This window comes from Prauserella isguenensis (assembly GCF_014191605.1).
GTDB lineage: Bacteria > Actinomycetota > Actinomycetes > Mycobacteriales > Pseudonocardiaceae > Prauserella > Prauserella isguenensis.
Genome location: NZ_JACHWU010000004.1, coordinates 173,276 through 189,855, shown reverse-complemented (window position 1 = coordinate 189,855; position 16,580 = coordinate 173,276). Strand labels below are relative to the sequence as shown.

Below are 16,580 nucleotides of genomic sequence, written 5' to 3'. Positions count from 1 at the left end.
TCCTCGATCCTTGGGAATCCCGTCAGATGATCGGGGTGCTCCAGCTCTTCGGCGTGACGTACGGACTGGTCAACGTCCTCACCTCGGCATCCCCGACGGTCAGCGTCAGGCCCGCGGCCGCGAGGTCGGGTGCGATGCGCGCGAGCCCGAGCGTGGTGCCGAGCGCGAGACTGTGCACCGCGTGCACGACCTCGCCGACGGCCTCGCCGTCCACCGTGACCTCCGTGCCCGCCTCCGGTACGGCCGAGCCGCCCGAGAATCCGATCGTGCGCCTGGTCTCGGCCGCGAACGCCGCCTGGACCGCGTCCTTGCCGACGAAGTCGTCCTTGGTGATGTCGACCAGCCAGCCGGCGCCCATCTCCACGACATTCGCGCCGGTGGCCTCGGCCCGGACGATCGGCTGCCGCACCTCGAGCATCGCCAGCTCGAGTGCCTCGTACCCCGCGGGCGTGGCTTCCTCGGTCGCACGCGCCCACAACTTCTCCGCGGCCTCGGCGGAGGCGAGGATCTTGTAGCCGTACTCGGCGGTCGATCCGGTGCGGGCGAAGACGATGTCCTCACCCTCCCAGGTCGCGTCGACGATGGACTCGAACGGCAACGCGGCCAGTTCGCCGTCGATCAGCCTGCCGACCACGCCCCACGCGTACGGTCCCTCGAACGCCAGCAACGCGAGTTCGCCGGTCCGGTCGGTGATCGTCACCCGGTCCGCTGCCTCGCTACGCAGATGCTCGAGGAGACGCTCGCCCGCTCCGACGGATCCGGCCAGCAGGAGGCCGTCCTCCCTGCCCCACACCTCGACCTGGTCGACGACCGTGCCGTCGGTTTCGAGCACCAGGCTCGTCATGCACCGCTCCGCGGTGAGGAACTCCACGTCCCGGCCCAGGATCCGCTGGGCGACGTCGTTCGCTCCGGAACCGCTGATCTCGATCAGCGGTGTACCCGCCAGGTCGAACACCGCGGAACGATTCCGGATCGCGTCGTACTCGTCCTCGATCTCCGAGAACCGCAACGCCACGACAGCATCACCGACGGCGCCGTACACCGTGGACTCCGGATACGCCGCGTGCAGCCGCGACGTCGGGGTTTCCGTCTGGGTCATGGGTTTGTCACACCTTTCCGTTCGTCGCGGACGGATCGGCGACGGTGATCGAACCTTCGGCGACCACCGAGCCGTCCACACGCGCGCTGACCTTGTACTCGCAGAAGCCGCGTCCGCCCGCCGAGCGCTCGGTGGACAGGCGCAGCGAATCCCCGGGCCGCACGGGCCTGCGGAACCGCATCGACCGCACACCTGCGAGGTAGCCGATAGGGCCCGCGCCCGCGAGGGCGAACACGACACCGGACAACTGGGCCAGCGCCTCGGTCACCAGCACTCCGGGCAGCACGGCCTCGTCCGGAAAATGCCCCTGGAACCAGGGTTCGGTCGCCGACACGTTCTTGACGCCGGTGGCACGCAGGCCCGGCTCGACCCGGTCGACTCTGTCGATCATGAGCATCGGCCACCGGTGCGGCAGGATCTCGCGGATCCGCTCGTGGCCGAGGTCGGTCAGGGCCTCGGGGGAGGCCGGTGTCTCGCTCATGACTCCGCCTTCTTCACACCGGAAGACACGGCGGAAAACACAGCCTTCACGGCCGCAGGCGTTCCGGTGGTCATGCCGCGCCGTCGGCCGTCGCGGGCTCGGTCTTCGGCAGCGACGGGTCGACGTGCTCCGCGAGCCGGGAGACCGAACCGAAGACCGACATGTCGCTGTCGTAGAGCGCGACGTCGAACTCGGCCTCGATGGCGACGTAGAGTTCCAGCACGTCCAGGCTGTCGAGTTCGAGGCCCCGTCCGAACAACGGCTGGTCGTCGGTGATCCAGTCCGGCTCGATGGGCAGGTCGAGTCGCGAGACGATCATCTTCTTGATCCGCGAGCACGTCTGCTGCCGTGCGGCCGCGGCGGCACGGAGTTCGTCGATGGTCACAATCTCCTCCGAAGGTGCGAGCTGATCGGATACCGAGGTACTCAGCCGAGTCCCCCACCGTTGGCGATGAAGGTCTCGCTGGTGATGTACGAAGCCCGCTCGGACGCCAGGAACGTCACCACGTTGGCGATCTCCTCCGGCTTGCCCATCCGGCCGAGCCGGATCCGCGAGGCGTAGGTTTCCCTGAGTTTCGCGGGGATGGCCTTCGTCATGTCGGTCTCGACGAATCCGGGCGCGACCGCGTTGACCCGCACGCCGTACGGCGCGGCCTCGTACGACAGCGCCTTGCTGAACGCGATGATGGCGCCTTTCGAGGCGACGTAATTGGTCTGACCGGGAAAGCCGCCGTCGAGTCCGCTGGCCGAACTGAGCGTGACGATGGACCCGCTCCGCTGATGCTGCATGATGCGCATCGCTTCGCGGCACGCGTGGAACGTGCCCTTCATGTTGATGTCCATCGTCTCGTCGAACATCTCACCGCTCATCGCGACGAGGTGCCGATCGCGCGTGACTCCCGCACTGGTCACCAAGACGTCGAGCCGCCCGTGTTCCGAACGCACGGAGCGGAACATCTCACGCACGGCGCTTTCGTCCGTGACATCGGCCTGCACGGCCGACGCCGAACCACCGTCCTGCTCGATCCGGGAGACCAGCTCCTGCGCCGCCTCCTCCGATCGCGAGTAGTTGATCACCACGTGATTCCCGTGCGCTGCCAGGTCCAAGGCGACCGCCTTGCCCAGCCCGCGGGAACCTCCGGTGACGAGTGCCACCGAACCAGCTGCGAACATTCACGTCTCCACGGGTCACCCGGTACCGGACGTACCTCTTCCCGATGTGCACGGCCAACGTACTGCGCCCGGTTTTCACCGCGTTATCACGCGAATATCAGCGTCTTGACCCCGTCGATGCGCCTCCGACAGGCTCGCCTCATGGCTGACATCGAGGTGGACGTCCTCATCGTGGGCGGAGGCCCGGTCGGGCTCAGCGCAGCGCTGGAATGCTCCCGGCACGGGCTGACCTCGTTGCTGGTCGAGCGGCACGCAGGGACCTCCATCTTCCCGAAGGCCCGGCTGGTGTCCACCCGCACAATGGAACTCCTACGGGCGTGGGGACTTCAGGAGGAGGTCGAACGTGCCGGCCTGCCGCGGGAGGACAGCCTCGCCGTCGGGGTGGGCACGTCCCTCACCTCCGGGGACCTCCACCGCGAGGTCGCACCGATCGAGGAGGACGCGGCCCAGAGCCCGACGTACGCCTACATCTGTGCCCAGGACGTGCTCGAGGTGATCCTCAAGCGCACCGCGGAGACACTCCCGGGGTGCGACGTCCGGTTCGGCACGACGATGACGTCCCTGACGCAACGCGACGGCGGCGTGACGGCGGAGATCGAGTCGGAGGACGCCGTGGCACAGGTCCACGCCTCCTACGCGATCGCCGCGGACGGTGCACGCAGCGGCATCCGTGGGCAGCTCGGCATCGACGTCGAAGGCCCTCCCCCGATCGGCCACATGATCAGCATCATGTTCGAGGCCGACATCGCCGATGCACTCCGCGACCGGATGTGCGCCCTGTACTTCCTCCGCAGCACCATCCCGTGTGCCGTCGAAGCGGTCGACAACGACCGCAGGTGGATCGTCCAAACCGGATACGACCCGGCCGAGGGCGGCAGCCCGGACGACTTCACGCCGGAGCTGTGCACCCGGATCGTCCGGGAGGCCGTCGGCATCCCGGAACTGGACGTGAAACTCGTCGCGACGATGCCGTGGCTGCAGCAGGCCGTCACGGCCGGCACGTTCCGGGATCGCCGGGTCTTCCTCGCGGGCGATTCCGCACACGTCAGCACCCCGCAGGGCGGGTTCGGGATGAACTGTGGCATCCAGGACACCCACAATCTCGTGTGGAAGCTCGCTGCCGTCCACAAGGGACTGGCGGGTCCCGGGCTGCTCGCGACCTACGACGCCGAGCGCAGGCCGATCGGCGAGCGGACGGTGTCGGAGAGCCTGACCAACGCGCTGATCACCTTCCGCATGATGGAGGGTGAGCTCACGATGAAGGAGGCCATCTCGCTGCAGGCGGGCAGGCGTAGCAGCGAGGGACTGGTACTGGGCTTCCACTACGAGTCGACCGCGGTCGTGCCGGACGGCTCCGCCGCACCTGCACCTGCCGATCCGTACCGGACGTACGTCGCAACCGCGCGCCCGGGACACCGCGCGCCGCACGTGACGGTGCACCGGGCCGGCGCACGAATGTCCACACTGGATCTGCTCGGCACCGGCTTCACCCTGTTCACCTCACCCGGCAGTGACTGGGCCGGCATCGCCGGCGACGTCGCGGCGCGGACGGGCGACCACCTGGTGCCCATCGAACTCGACCCCGCCGAGCCCACCGGCGCAGGCCTCAGTGCCCCCGGCTGGTCCGACACGTACGGCGTCGGCCGGTCCGGTGCTGTGCTCGTCCGCCCCGACGGTCACGTCGCGTGGCGCACCACCGACGCGGCCGACGGGCATCACCGGCTGACGGCCGCCCTCGACACGGTCCTCAACCGCGCGGGCTGAGCGACGACATCCCGGCCGCCGCTCGGCGCAGCGACAGGGGATTCCCTCCGGACATCCCGGCGATGCGCCCCGCCGCGCGCGGGCTGCTGTCCACCCAGCTCCTGCCGAGCAGCAGCGAGAGCAGCTCCCGCGATTCGGCGGGCGGCAGCGGCCCGACGGGCAACCGGGTGGCGCCCTGGCGCACCGCGAGTTCGTCGAGCCCGCCCCGGCTCGTCACGAGTACCCGGCAGGCGGAACAGCCGGGCAGCAATGGCAGCACCTGACGTTCGTCTGCCGCGTCGTCGAGCACGACGAGCATCTCCCTGCGGGCCGCGGCACTGCGGTACAGCGCGATCCGTTCGTGCGGGTCGGACGGGATCTCGTCCTCGGCGACCCCCATCGCCCGCAGGAATCGCTCCAGGATCCGGCCGGTCGCCACCGGTTCACCCTGTTCGTCGCGCAGCGACGCGAACAGCTGCCCTCCCGGGAAGCGGTCGGCCCGGCTGTGCGCCCAATTCAGGGCCAGTGCGGTCTTGCCGACGTCGGCGGGGCCGGTGAGCACCACAGTTCCGGACGAGTCCGCGGACCCGCACAGTGCACGGTCCACCTCGTGCAGCTCCGCACCACGACCCGCGAACGGCGCGGGACACCGTGGCAGCTGCGACGGAACCGGACCGGCGGCCCGCGATGTCCGTGCCGGGACCGCACCGTCCGTGCGCCGGCCGCGGGCCGCCGCACGGCTCTGCGCACCGGCGTTCGCGGGCCGGGCCAGCGTGGGCTCGTCACGCAGGATGCGCTCGTGCAGTTCGCGCAACTGGGGCCCCGGCTCCAACCCGATCTGCTCGACGAGGACACGGCGCGCGTCCTGGTAGGTGCGCAACGCCTCGGCCCTGCGGCCGGAGCGGTACTGCGCGAGCATGAGCTGTCCCCTGGCGCGTTCGCGCAACGGCTGGTCCTCCACCACAGCGGCGAGGTCGGCGACGACCCGATCGTGCCTGCCGAGTTCCAGTTCCAGTTCGGCACACGCCTCCGTCGCGTCGAGCCGCGCCTCGTGCAGCCGGTGGGCATCGATGCGCAGACCGGGAAGGTCGTCGAAAGGCATGCCCTCCCACAGGCTCAAGGCCTCACGCAACAGGGCCACGGCTGCGAGCCGGTCGCCCGCGGTGGTCTTGGCCGCCGCCCGTGCCGTCAACGACCCGAACCGCAGCCAGTCGGCCGTGTCGTCCTCGATCCGGAGGAGGTATCCGGGGCTCGCCGTGGTGACCGCGGTGTCGAGCCCGGCCTCCCTGAGGGCCCGGCGCAACCGGGACACGCAGATCGCGACCTGGGTTCTCGCGCTCGACGGAGGGTCCCCGCCCCAGAGCGCGCCGATGAGCCGGTCGACGCTGACGACCCGGTTCGCCTCGAGTACGAGGCTGGCCAGCACGGCCTTCTCCCTGGTCCCACCGACCCGGATCTCCTCGTTCCCCCGGAGGACACGCACCGGGCCCATGATGCGGATCTGCGCCGCCGGCATCAGCGTGTCCCGTCCGGCGCGGCTTCGATCACGTCCGCTGCGCGCGACGCCCCGCCCGCATCGGCCACGGCCGTGGCCATCCGCCGGGCCGCCGCTGTCACCGCCGGATCGGCCAGCACACCGTCGACGGTGTCGGCCAGCACTTCCGGTTCGACGTCCCCGGGGTTCAGCAGCGCGCCGAGTCCGAGATCGCGAACCCGCCACCCGGTCGGCCTGTCCAGCGCCGACGTCGGCACGCACACCAGGGGCGTTCCCGTGCTCAGCGCTTCCATGACGGTGCCCATCCCACCGTGGGTCACGCACAGGGCCGCCTCCCGCAGCACCGTGACGTGCGGAACCCAGCGGTGAACCTCGACGTTCGGTGGGAGCTCGCCGAGCTCGGCGGGGTCGATCCCGTCCCCCACCGTCACGACCGCGTGCCAGTCCCGTCCGCGGAAGGCCTCGACGCAGGTGGCGAAGATGTCCTTGTGCGCGTTGAACACGGCCCCGAGCGACACCAGCACGACCGGGGCCGATCCCCCTGGCGGGCTCCAGTCGCCGAGGAACCCGCGTTCGCCGATGCAGGGGCCGGTGAACACGAACCGGTCGTCGAACGACTCGCCCGCGTACTGGAATTCCCTCGGGACCGTCACGATGCTGCGGGCGGGGATCTCGAACCACAGCTCGTCCGGCGCGACGTCGACGCCGTGCTGTGCGCTCAGGGCACCGATCCGGGCCATCGTGGTGCCCACCCATTCCGGCAGTTCGGCGGGCGTGGCCTCCGCGGGGCGCTCACCACCCTCGTCGTTGTACATCGCATTCAGGTACGAGAAGTGCTCGTTCGACGCGAAGAACGGCACGGTCTGCGCCGAGGCACAGTCCCAGCGGCGCGCGAGGATCCGTCCCGCGTAGAGCACCGACGTGTCGTACACCACGCAGTCGACCGGGTCCAGTTCGGACACCGCGGCGTCGAGCATCGCCTCGCTCTCGTCGAGCAGCACCGACATGAGATAGCCCGGATCGTTCTCCAGTTCGGCGAAGTCGGCATCCCGGTAGCGGGACCGGTAGGTCGCCACCCCGGCGCCGGTTCCGGCGACGATCTCCCGCATCACCGGGGCCGTCAGGTATGTCACGTCGTGCCCGCGCCGCACCAGTTCCGCGGCGATCGCCAGTGTCGGCACGACGTGCCCGTGATCCGGATGGCAGAGAAACAGAAACGTGCGAGTCATGCGGAAACGCCCTCAGCTCGGCTCGGGTGGTCGGGGACCGGATGCGGATTCACCACGAGCGGTTCCGTCACGTTAGAAGTCACGCCGAGAAGGCGAACACCCCTAACCGGGCCCGGGGCTCCCGAGCATTCCGGACTGGTCGAACCGGCCTAACGGGCTGAACCGTCCGGACCGATCCCGGACGGGACCCCGCCGCGACGGGTTAGGGGTTCCCCGATCCCCCGGACGCTCCTAGGCTGACGCCGCACCGCGCGCGAGCACGTGAGGACGACGATGGCAACGCTGGTCTGGGATTACCTGAACGAGTACCACGCAGAGCGTGATGACATTCTCGACGCGGTCGAGACGGTGTTCTCGTCGGGCAGGCTCGTGCTCGGCGAGAGCGTGTCGTCGTTCGAATCGGAGTTCGCGGCCTACCACGGTGTTTCCCACTGCGTCGGGGTCGACAACGGCACCAACGCGGTCGCGCTCGGTCTCCAGGCACTCGGCGTCGGTCCCGGCGACGAGGTGATCACGGTGGCCAACACGGCCGCCCCGACCGTCGTGGCCATCGACGCCGTCGGAGCTGTTCCCGTGTTCGTCGACATCGACCCCGCGACGTACCTCATGGACCTCGACCTGCTCGAGGCCGCGATCACACCGCGGACCCGCTGCCTGCTGCCCGTGCACCTGTACGGCCAGTGCGTCGACCCGCGGCCGCTGCGGGAGGTCGCGGACCGGCACGGGCTGGTCGTCCTCGAGGACTGCGCGCAGGCCCACGGCGCGCGAACGCACGGCGCGCCCGCGGGCTCGCTCGGTGACGCGGCCGCCTTCTCGTTCTATCCCACGAAGGTCCTCGGCGCCTACGGCGACGGCGGAGCGGTCATCACCTCGTCCGCCGAGGTCGATGCCAATCTCCGGCGGCTCCGGTACTACGGCATGGAGAAGACGTACTACGTGGTCGACACGCCCGGCCACAACAGCAGGCTCGACGAGGTACAGGCCGAGATCCTGCGCAGGAAGTTGGGACGGCTCGACGAGTACATCGCCCGCAGGCAGGCGGTCGCCGACCGCTACGCCGAAGCGTTGTCGGACACCGACCTCACCCTCCCCGCCGCGGCCACGGGCAACAGTCACGTGTACTACCTCTATGTGGCACGCCACCCCCGGCGCGACGACATCCTCGCCGCCCTCGCGGAACACGACATCAGGCTGAACGTCAGTTACCCGTGGCCGGTGCACACGATGAAGGGATTCGCCCATCTCGGCTACAGCGAGGGTTCGCTGCCCGTGACGGAACGTCTCGCGGGCGAGATCTTCTCCCTGCCCATGTACCCGTCGCTGCCGCGGGACACGCAGGACCACGTCATCGACACGCTGCGGTCGGTGCTGGGGTCCCTGTAACGCTCGCCGCCTGCGGCTATTGCCGGGCCGCGAGCCCGCGCAGGCACAGCACCAGGGTGCGGGCCTGGATGTTCACGTAGAAGCTGTGCCGCAGCAGGTCGTCGAACTGTGCGAGGGTCAGCCACCGGTACTCCGGATCGTCGTCGGCGACCTCGACGTCGGCCTCCACGACGAGATACCGATTGCGGGCTTCCAGGAAACGGCCGCCCTCCTCGGACAGCACGGTATCGAACCGGACGCGGGCGGCGGGCGAGAGCACGGTGTCGAGGTAGCGCGGCCGCGCCTCCTCCGGGAGTACCTCGTAGTTGCCAGGGGCGCACTGGACGGTGGGCGCCAGCTCCACCACGTCGGCGTAGCCGGGTTCGCTTCTCGCGTGGACGAGTACGTGCAGCACGCCGCGGATGCGCTTCAGCACGAAGGCGATGATTCCCGGTCCCGCGGGTTCGATCATGGGCTGCGACCAGTCACCGACCTCGCGACCCTCCGCCCGCACCTGCACACCGACGACGGAGAAGAACCGTCCACTGTGGTGCGAGATCGCGCCGTCGGCCTCGCGCCAGCCCGGCAGTTGCCGCAGCGGACGCGACGCGACCCGCAGCTCGGTGCGGGTCCGGGCAGCGGTGATCCAGCTCAGCACCTCGTCCGTCGTGTGCACCGCCGGGGACGTCGGATCGCCCGAACGGGCGAGAGCGCCGGCGAAGCCGTCCACCGGGTGCTGCGGCACGGCCCGTGCGAACGCCGCGCCGCCGCCCGGCAAGCAGGCCAGCACCGTCCGCGTGTCCATGTTAACCAGGTCGGGGATCTCGAGCACGGCGGCGATCTGGCCGAGCGTCAGCCAGCAGAACCCTTCCGCGGCCTCCACCTCCGCCCCGGCCTCGACGACCATGTTGCGGTTGCGCTTCCGGTAGAACCACGCGCCCTGCTCGGATTGCCGGATGTCGACGATCGCCCGGGACACGGGGTCGCGGAAATGTTCCAGATAGGGAATCGGGCGGCCCCTGTGGACTCCCGTGTAGTTGCTGCGCGTCGCCTGCACCGTCGGGGACAGCTGCACCGCACCGCCGGGGTTACCGGGCTCCTGCTTGGCCTGCATGAGAAAGTGCAGGACCCCGTCGAACTCCCGGACGAGAATCCCCAGGATGCCGATCTCCGGCTGGTTGATGATCGGCTGGCACCAGCGCGACACCGCACCGCCGCCCAGTTCCACGTTGACCGATTCGACGCTGAAGAACCGTCCCGTCTCGTGCCACAGGTAGCCCGTGTCCTCGTCCCGGTGCCATCCGGCCAGCTCGTCCAGCGGGATGCGTGTCGTCTCCATCCATCGTCCGCGCGCGGCATCCGCAAGCCACGAGTGCACCGCGTCGAGCCCGCCGAGCACGCCGTGCCGCGACAACAGCGACGTCACGACCCTGGCCTCGGCCGCACTGCGTGCCGGAACGCGGGATGGGGCGACCACAGAACAACTCCTCAGCCGAGTCGGCCAGTCCGGTGGCGGTCACGCGGAGAATGCAGGCGACGGCACGTCTCAGCTTCACGACGCACCCACGGGCCGGTCAATCGGCGCTTGCCCCTAATCCGCGGAATAGGGGTACTCGTACCGACCTCCCTGCCGCGTTCGGCCTGCCACCGCCGCGACCGTCGTCTCGATACCGTCGTCCAGGCCCACTCGTGCCTCCCAGCCGGTCGAATCCCGAAAAGCGGCGGGATCGGCGACGAGACCGCGCATGTCCATCGCAGTCGCGTGCGCAGGCGGGGCCACGGACACGACCGGCACCGGCGCTGCGCCGCTGCGCCGGGCCACCACGCGCGCCACGCGCACGAACAGTTCGCGCACGCTCACGCCGGCGCCGCTGCCCAGCAGCCAGTGCCGTCCCGTGAGCTGCCGGGCGCCCCCGGCGGCCGCCGCGAAGGCACGCGACACGTCGTCGACGTGCAGCAGATCCCGTTGCATACCACCGTCCCCCCACACGGTCAGGGGTTCGCCCGCGAGAGCTCTGCGCGTCATGGCCGTGACCACGCCGCGATCGAGCCCCGCGGGGCCGCAGCCGTACACGGTCGGCAGTCTCAGCGTGATCCCGCCCGCCTCGGAGACGACCCGTTCGGCTTCGCACTTCTGCCGGTCGTACTCGGTGACGGGTGCGTCGGTCTCGGTGCCGTCGATCCGATCGTGATCGACCACGCCGACCTGGGACGTCGACCCGGCGAACAGCAGGATCCGGTCACGGGCCGCGGCGGCGACGGCTTCGGCCACGCCGACGTTCACCTCGGCCGCTTCCCGTGCTCGGTCCGGGCCGACCCGGTAACCGCCGCTGCCGGTGTACAGCACGAGGACCACCACCACGTCGGCACCGGCAACGGCCTCGGCGACCACGCCCGGCCGTGTCAGATCCGCTCCGACGGCGTCCACTCCGGACACCGGATTCCCGCCACTGCGCGACACGGACCGCACGCGCGCCCCCTCTGCCAGGAACCGGGCAGCCACCGCGGACCCGACGAAGCCCGACCCGCCGAGCACCACGACCCGCCGTCCGGACAGCCCTTCCGCGCTCACACGACACGCACCGTCGGCACGTACAGGATCCACGAGCCGCCCGCATCGCGGAACGCCTGTTCCTTCGCCATGATCTCCTCGGCGTGGTTCCACGCGAACAGCAGCGCGTACGGCGGATAGTCGTCGCTGAACCATTCCGGCGGCCGCACCGGGATGTGCGAACCCGGGGTCAGCTTGCCCTGCTTCGCGGGCGTCGTGTCGCAGACGAAATCGATCAGTTCGGGTCCGATGCCGCAGAAGTTGGTGACCGTCGCGCTCTTGGCGGTCGCGCCGTACCCGACGACACGGTGTCCTTCCTCCCGCAGTCGCGTGAGCAGCGCCACCAGGTCGTCACGGACGGCGTGAACGTTCGCGGCGAACTGCTCCAGTACCTCCTGTTCCCCCAGGCGCGCGGTCCTCTCCTGCTCGAGGAACTGTGCGACGGCGGCACCGCGCTGCCTGGCTCCCGGGAGCGCGAGCGTGTACCGCAGTTCGCCCCCGTGCACGGCCAGTCGTTCGACGTCGACGAGTTCGAGGCCGTGCCTGCGGGCCATCTCGTCGACACTCTGCGCGCTGAACAGGAAGAAGTGCTCGTCGTAGATCTGATCGAACGAGGTGCGTTCGACGATGTCGCCGAGATACGGGTCCTCGAACACGAACACGCCGCGCGGCTGGAGCAGCGCCCGAACGCCCGCGAGGATCGAATCCATGTACGGGATGTGACACAACGTGTTGGCGGCGTAGATCACGTCGGCCCGGCCGTCGGTTTCCGCGATCTCCAGCGCGGTCGGCTCCTCGAAGAAGTCCTTCCTCACCCGCACCCCGGCGGCCGCGGAGAGATCGGCGACGTCTCCCGACGGTTCCACGCCGAGGTGGCGGACGCCCGCCTCGGCGACGGTCGCGAGCATCGTCCCGTCGTTCGATCCCAGTTCGACGATGAACGGGTCGTCCCCGGACAGCTCGGTAGACAGGAATCCGTGTGCGAGCGAGCGGAAATGCTCCCGCATGACGGACGAGCCGCGCGAGACGTACGGATAGTCGTCGTGGAACATCGCCTCCCTGGGCACCTCGTTCATGAGCTGCACCATCGCGCACGTGCCGCACTTGCCCACCGCAAGCCGGTAACTGAACTCCTCGGTGGTGTCGGACGGATCGCGGAACGCATCCGACAACGGCTGGGTTCCGAAATCGAGGAACTCGGACACCGTGTCGCCACAGATGCGACAGCTGGACTCGGATGTCACGCCTAACTCCTTCTGTGTGCTTCCATCTGTGACCGGCACGTCGCGGCGGTCACGTCCCCACCGGCATGCCGCCGGTCCCGGTTTTCCGATCCAACACCTCGCGGAGGCGGGCTCGGCCGGAGATCCCGAACTTGCGGTAGACGCGGGTCAGATGCTGCTCGACCGTGCTGACGGTGATGTACAGCGTGCGGCTGATCTCCCGGTTGGTCCTGCCTGCGATCGCCAGTTCCACGACCTTGCGTTCGGAGTCGCTCAACGTCGGCGAGCCGTGGACACCACCGCCCACTTCCACGCCCTCGATCGCGTACTGGACCGGGCCGCCGCGGGCGCACCGCTTACGGGTTTTCGCCAGTTCGAACCCGTCACCCACCGCGGACAGCAGCGCAGTCGATTCGGCCAGCATCACCCGACGATCGTCGACGGGACTCACCTCGGCCAGGATCCTCAGTGCGATGCCCCGCGTACGCCCGTCGGTCCCCGGACGTTCGAGCTGATCGGTCACGAGGTCGCGTGCGGTGTCGTAACGCCCGAGCGCGACACTGGCCTCGGCGAGGTCGAGCCGCCACGGCGCCACGAGCGGAACGTCGGCCCCGTGCCACTCCATCCGTGCCCCGCATTCGCGAAAATCGCTGACGGCAGCCAGCACTCGTCCCTGTGCGAGGTGGGCGTGCCCGCGCGCCCGCAGATGGAACAACGACATGACGTTGTCGAACACGGCGTCCGGAACGGACATCCGGAGCGCCTCATCCAGCGCCTCGTGGTCGCCGAGCAGGGACGCCGCCATCAGCAACACGCCGGCGGGGTAAGCGATCGACGCTCCCCAGCTCTGCGCAGGCAGCAGGCCCAGGGCTGACTCCACGAGCCGGGACGCCGTCACCGCGTCGCCACGCCGCAGCACCAGCTGTGCCCTGACCACCTCGAACAGCGCCTGCCACGTCACGGCGCCCCGGCTCCGGGCGTCGTCGATCACACGCGCGCACCACTCGTCCGCCGGCGACGCCGGCTCCCCGGCGTACGCCAGAACCAGCAACGCCGTCGCTGACACCTCGGGGGCCGTCTCCCCCGGCCGGGTACTTCGCAACACGTGCTCGGCGGCGTGGACGGAGCGGGAATCGAACACGCCGGTCCAGAACCCGCCGAGAGCCTCCGCCACATCGATCCACGGGTCGGCGGGAAGGTCCGTGCCGCCCGGTTCGGAGGGCGAATCCACCGCCGCATCCACTCCGTGGAACCGGCACAGTACCCGCAGCTCGGCAAGAGCCTGCGGGTCGAACACGTCCGAATTCTCCCGGCATCGCGTCAGAACCCGGTCGACCAACTCGCCGTCTCCCATCCCGAAGGCGAGCCAGAGGAGGACCAGCAGATCACGACCGCAGCGCGCACCGTCGCACAACTCCGTACGTACGGGCTGGACCAGCGCCGTCGAAGCCGAAGGGTTGGTCAACCACAGCGCACGGACGAGCTGGCGCGTCACGTCGAGCACCTCCGACTCGTCGGCGAGCATCCTGACAAGTTCGAACGAGGAGACCGCCGTGCTCACTCGGCCGGCGCGCAAGGCCTGCTCGCCCGCGGTGCGCAGCACAGTCACCGCCCACGGCAGTTCGGCCAGAGCAGGTTCGTCGAGCGCGCGGAGCTGCCGCGCCACGTCGGCCGCGGCGGCTCCGCGGCGATGGAGCTCCTCGGCGGCCCGCCGATGCCAGCCTGCCCGTTCAACGGCACCCATCGCGTCGGCGGCGACGGCGGCCACGGCAGGATGTCGGAACCGGCCCTTCTCCACGATCCCCGATTCGCGGAGGAACTCCTGGACCTGCCGGACCTGATGGGTCCGAATTCCGCAGAGCCGCGCGACGAGCTCGGGATCGACCACTTCGGCATCGCAGTTCTCGTCCAGCACCGCCATCGCCTTCACGACCCGTTGGGTGACCGGGTCGACATGCTGAAACGCCGTCAGCGCCAGCGCAGCCGTCGCGGGGCCGGGGCGAGGGGACTCGTCCGGGCACGACTCCTGCAGGTCGTCGAGCAGCGCGCGAACCAGGGCCGGGTTTCCTCCGGTGACGCGATGCCATTCCGGCGCGTGTTGCTGCGCCGACTGCTCGGAACGGTTCTCGGCCAGTTGCTCCGCAATGTCGCTCACGCTCAGCAGTCCCAGGTGGATGCGCGTACCGGCAGTGGCTCCTGCGTGCGAATGGAGTCGTGGTGACAGCTCGTACGGTCGGTCCCACTCACCCAGGACGAGCAGCAGTCGCGCCGACGAGAGCCACCGTCTCAAGTGGAGGACGAAGCGCTGGGACAGCCCATCGGCGAACTGCAGGTCGTCGACGGCCAGCACCACGGGCGCGTCACGTGACAGTTCGATCAGGATCCCGGTCAGTTCACGGAAGAACCGCGTCTCGGCGTTCACGCCACGTGCCGACGTGCCGGCGTCCTGCCGTTCGAGGTATCCGGTCACCAGGCGGGCGATCCGCTCGGCGGGGCCCGGCAGGATCTTCGCCCCGCGGAAGAGCTGGTCGAGAACTCCTCCCTCCAGCGGCTGTTCGCTGCGGACGGCCGTGGCGACGAGAGTGACGGCACCGCTGCGTGCGGCCTCACCGACGAAGCGCTGCACCAGGTCGGTCTTCCCACTTCCGAGGCCGCCGGTGATCACCGACAGAGCGCCGGTACCCGCAGCGCAGTCCGACAGCAGACCGGCGAGTTCGTCGAGCTCCGCCCGGCGGTCCCGCACAACTGCTCACGCCCCTTCCCACGTAGGGCTCCACGCAACACCCGCAAACGCATCACGTGCGACGTCCGATTCGGCGCAAATGATGCCCGACCTCGCGGCGAAAAACTTCGAAAACGGGCAGTTTCGCCGTCATCAAGACCAATTCGTGATCGGCATGTTCGCCACGTGTCACGAAACCGGCGACTCGGTGAACATCGCCACCACGGGGACGAATCGAACGTCGCCGCGACGTACGCACCCGCATCGACAAACGGGGAGACCGGCGCGCTCGACGGCGTCAGCCGAGGAACCTGAATATGCGGGAAAAATGTAGGGTAGTTCGAATTCGTCAACCCTACTTTCGTCGCGTCAGGCCTGCGATTCGGCCATGCGTTCCTCGCGGTCGGCGGCCTGCAGCGCGTCGAGCACCGCGTCGAGTTCGCCGTCGAGAACCTGGTCGAGGTTGTAGGCCTTGAAGTTGATGCGGTGGTCCGAGATGCGGTTCTCGGGGAAGTTGTAGGTGCGCACCCGCTCGGACCGGTCGACGGTGCGGACCTGCGAGCGGCGCGTGTCGGCGGCCTTCGCCGCGGCCTCCTCCTCGGCCATCGCCTGCAGCCGTGCCTGCAGCACCTGGATCGCCCGCGCCCGGTTCTGGATCTGCGACTTCTCGTTCTGGCAGGACACGACGACGCCGGTCGGCAGGTGCGTCACGCGGATCGCGGAATCGGTCGTGTTGACGCTCTGCCCGCCGGGACCGGACGAGCGGAACGCGTCGATACGCAGGTCGTTCTGGTCGATCTCGACCTCGACCTCTTCGGGTTCGGGGTAGATCAGCACGCCCGCGGCCGAGGTGTGGATACGGCCCTGCGATTCGGTCGCGGGCACCCGCTGCACCCGGTGCACACCGCCTTCGAACTTCAGCCGCGACCACACGCCGTCGGCGGTCGGCTCCTTGGTCTTCAGCGACACGGTGACGTCCTTGTACCCGCCCAGGTCGGACTCGGTGGAGCCGAGCACCTCGGCCTTCCAGCCGTAACGCTCGGCGTAGCGCAGGTACATGCGCAGCAGGTCGCCGGCGAACAGCGCCGATTCCTCGCCGCCCTCGCCGGACTTGATCTCCATGACGACGTCGGCGCCGTCGTGCGGGTCGCGCGGCAACAGCAGCTCGGTCAGTTTCGCCTCGAGTGTGGGGATGCGCTGCTCGAGCTGTTCGGCCTCCTCGGCGAACGCCGGGTCGTCCGAGGCGAGTTCCTTCGCTGCGGCCAGGTCCGACTTCGCGCTCTCGAGTTCACCGACCGTCTTGACGACCGGCGCGAGCTCGGCGTACCGGCGGCCCAATTTCCGTGCTCGCACCTGGTCGGCGTGCACGGCGGGGTCGCCGAGAGCCTCTTCGAGCTCGGCGTACTCGTCGAGCAGCCCCTTCAGGGACGCTGATTCCACTGCACTGCTCCTTCGTCGATCACCTCGCCGGGCGAACGGCCCCGCCGCAGGTCGGCGAATCG

13 protein-coding genes are annotated in these 16,580 nt (G+C 69.5%); 2 read left to right on the top strand and 11 right to left on the bottom strand.

What is annotated here, in order from left to right; all coding sequences use genetic code 11:
- Nucleotides 1–22 precede the first annotated feature (22 nt).
- The 4 genes from FHS23_RS17145 to FHS23_RS17130 form a co-directional block, all read right to left on the bottom strand.
- Entirely contained in the window at nt 23–1,099 is a 1,077-nt protein-coding gene (locus tag FHS23_RS17145) for a glycine cleavage T C-terminal barrel domain-containing protein (protein ID WP_183656692.1), read from the bottom strand.
- Nucleotides 1,100–1,106: 7 nt separating this feature from the next.
- Nucleotides 1,107–1,580, bottom strand: a complete 474-nt coding sequence (gene fabZ / locus FHS23_RS17140) for a 3-hydroxyacyl-ACP dehydratase FabZ (protein WP_183656689.1) — start codon at nt 1,578–1,580, stop codon at nt 1,107–1,109.
- A gap of 70 nt (nt 1,581–1,650) precedes the next feature.
- The gene (locus tag FHS23_RS17135) at nt 1,651–1,965 is read right to left on the bottom strand and encodes a phosphopantetheine-binding protein (protein WP_183656686.1); all 315 of its coding nucleotides are present in this window, start codon (nt 1,963–1,965) and stop codon (nt 1,651–1,653) included.
- Between the two features lie 41 nt (nt 1,966–2,006).
- Nucleotides 2,007–2,753 carry a 3-oxoacyl-ACP reductase family protein gene (locus FHS23_RS17130; protein WP_183656683.1) on the bottom strand — a complete coding sequence of 249 codons (747 nt, stop codon included), beginning with the start codon at nt 2,751–2,753 and terminating at the stop codon, nt 2,007–2,009.
- Nucleotides 2,754–2,894: 141 nt separating this feature from the next.
- On the opposite strand from FHS23_RS17130, the gene FHS23_RS17125 reads away from it, so the two are divergent.
- Nucleotides 2,895–4,517, top strand: coding sequence for an FAD-dependent monooxygenase (locus tag FHS23_RS17125; RefSeq protein WP_183656680.1), 1,623 nt, complete (start codon nt 2,895–2,897; stop codon nt 4,515–4,517).
- Here FHS23_RS17125 and FHS23_RS17120 read toward each other — a convergent pair.
- Both FHS23_RS17120 and FHS23_RS17115 read right to left on the bottom strand, forming a co-directional pair.
- Nucleotides 4,501–6,012 carry an AfsR/SARP family transcriptional regulator gene (locus FHS23_RS17120; RefSeq protein ID WP_246382370.1) on the bottom strand — a complete coding sequence of 504 codons (1,512 nt, stop codon included), beginning with the start codon at nt 6,010–6,012 and terminating at the stop codon, nt 4,501–4,503. The genes FHS23_RS17125 and FHS23_RS17120 overlap by 17 nt on opposite strands.
- A complete protein-coding gene (locus tag FHS23_RS17115) occupies nt 6,012–7,220 on the bottom strand; it encodes a macrolide family glycosyltransferase (protein ID WP_183656677.1) in 1,209 nt (402 codons plus the stop codon). Before FHS23_RS17115 ends, FHS23_RS17120 begins: the two co-directional genes overlap by 1 nt.
- Nucleotides 7,221–7,493: 273 nt before the next feature.
- Between FHS23_RS17115 and FHS23_RS17110 the strand changes: the two genes are divergently transcribed.
- The gene (locus FHS23_RS17110; RefSeq protein WP_183656674.1) at nt 7,494–8,603 is read left to right on the top strand and encodes a DegT/DnrJ/EryC1/StrS family aminotransferase; all 1,110 of its coding nucleotides are present in this window, start codon (nt 7,494–7,496) and stop codon (nt 8,601–8,603) included.
- 16 nt (nt 8,604–8,619) lie between these two features.
- On the opposite strand, the gene FHS23_RS17105 is transcribed toward FHS23_RS17110, so the two are convergent.
- The 5 genes from FHS23_RS17105 to prfA all read right to left on the bottom strand — a co-directional run bounded on the left by FHS23_RS17105 (nt 8,620) and on the right by prfA (nt 16,518).
- Entirely contained in the window at nt 8,620–10,059 is a 1,440-nt protein-coding gene (locus FHS23_RS17105) for an NDP-hexose 2,3-dehydratase family protein (protein ID WP_183656671.1), read from the bottom strand.
- 114 nt (nt 10,060–10,173) lie between these two features.
- A complete protein-coding gene (locus FHS23_RS17100) occupies nt 10,174–11,154 on the bottom strand; it encodes an NAD-dependent epimerase/dehydratase family protein (RefSeq protein WP_183657483.1) in 981 nt (326 codons plus the stop codon).
- Nucleotides 11,151–12,377: a methyltransferase domain-containing protein gene (locus FHS23_RS17095; RefSeq protein WP_183656668.1), complete on the bottom strand. Its 1,227-nt coding sequence runs from the start codon at nt 12,375–12,377 to the stop codon at nt 11,151–11,153. The genes FHS23_RS17100 and FHS23_RS17095 overlap by 4 nt, the downstream gene beginning before the upstream one ends.
- A 49-nt stretch (nt 12,378–12,426) precedes the next feature.
- Entirely contained in the window at nt 12,427–15,099 is a 2,673-nt protein-coding gene (locus FHS23_RS23805) for an AAA family ATPase (protein WP_183656666.1), read from the bottom strand.
- 348 nt (nt 15,100–15,447) lie between these two features.
- Complete coding sequence (gene prfA / locus FHS23_RS17085) at nt 15,448–16,518, bottom strand: peptide chain release factor 1 (protein ID WP_183656663.1); 1,071 nt, start codon at nt 16,516–16,518, stop codon at nt 15,448–15,450.
- Nucleotides 16,519–16,580 lie beyond the last annotated feature (62 nt).

Bases quoted from the DNA above. Each gene is read 5' to 3' on its own strand.
- FHS23_RS17120 (WP_246382370.1), bottom strand. From the start codon at position 6,012: ATGCCGGCGGCGCAGATCCGCATCATGGGCCCGGTGCGTGTCCTCCGG.
- FHS23_RS17110 (WP_183656674.1), top strand. From the start codon at position 7,494: ATGGCAACGCTGGTCTGGGATTACCTGAACGAGTACCACGCAGAGCGT.
- FHS23_RS17115 (WP_183656677.1), bottom strand. From the start codon at position 7,220: ATGACTCGCACGTTTCTGTTTCTCTGCCATCCGGATCACGGGCACGTC.
- FHS23_RS17145 (WP_183656692.1), bottom strand. From the start codon at position 1,099: ATGACCCAGACGGAAACCCCGACGTCGCGGCTGCACGCGGCGTATCCG.
- FHS23_RS17130 (WP_183656683.1), bottom strand. From the start codon at position 2,753: ATGTTCGCAGCTGGTTCGGTGGCACTCGTCACCGGAGGTTCCCGCGGG.
- fabZ (WP_183656689.1), bottom strand. From the start codon at position 1,580: ATGAGCGAGACACCGGCCTCCCCCGAGGCCCTGACCGACCTCGGCCAC.
- FHS23_RS17125 (WP_183656680.1), top strand. From the start codon at position 2,895: ATGGCTGACATCGAGGTGGACGTCCTCATCGTGGGCGGAGGCCCGGTC.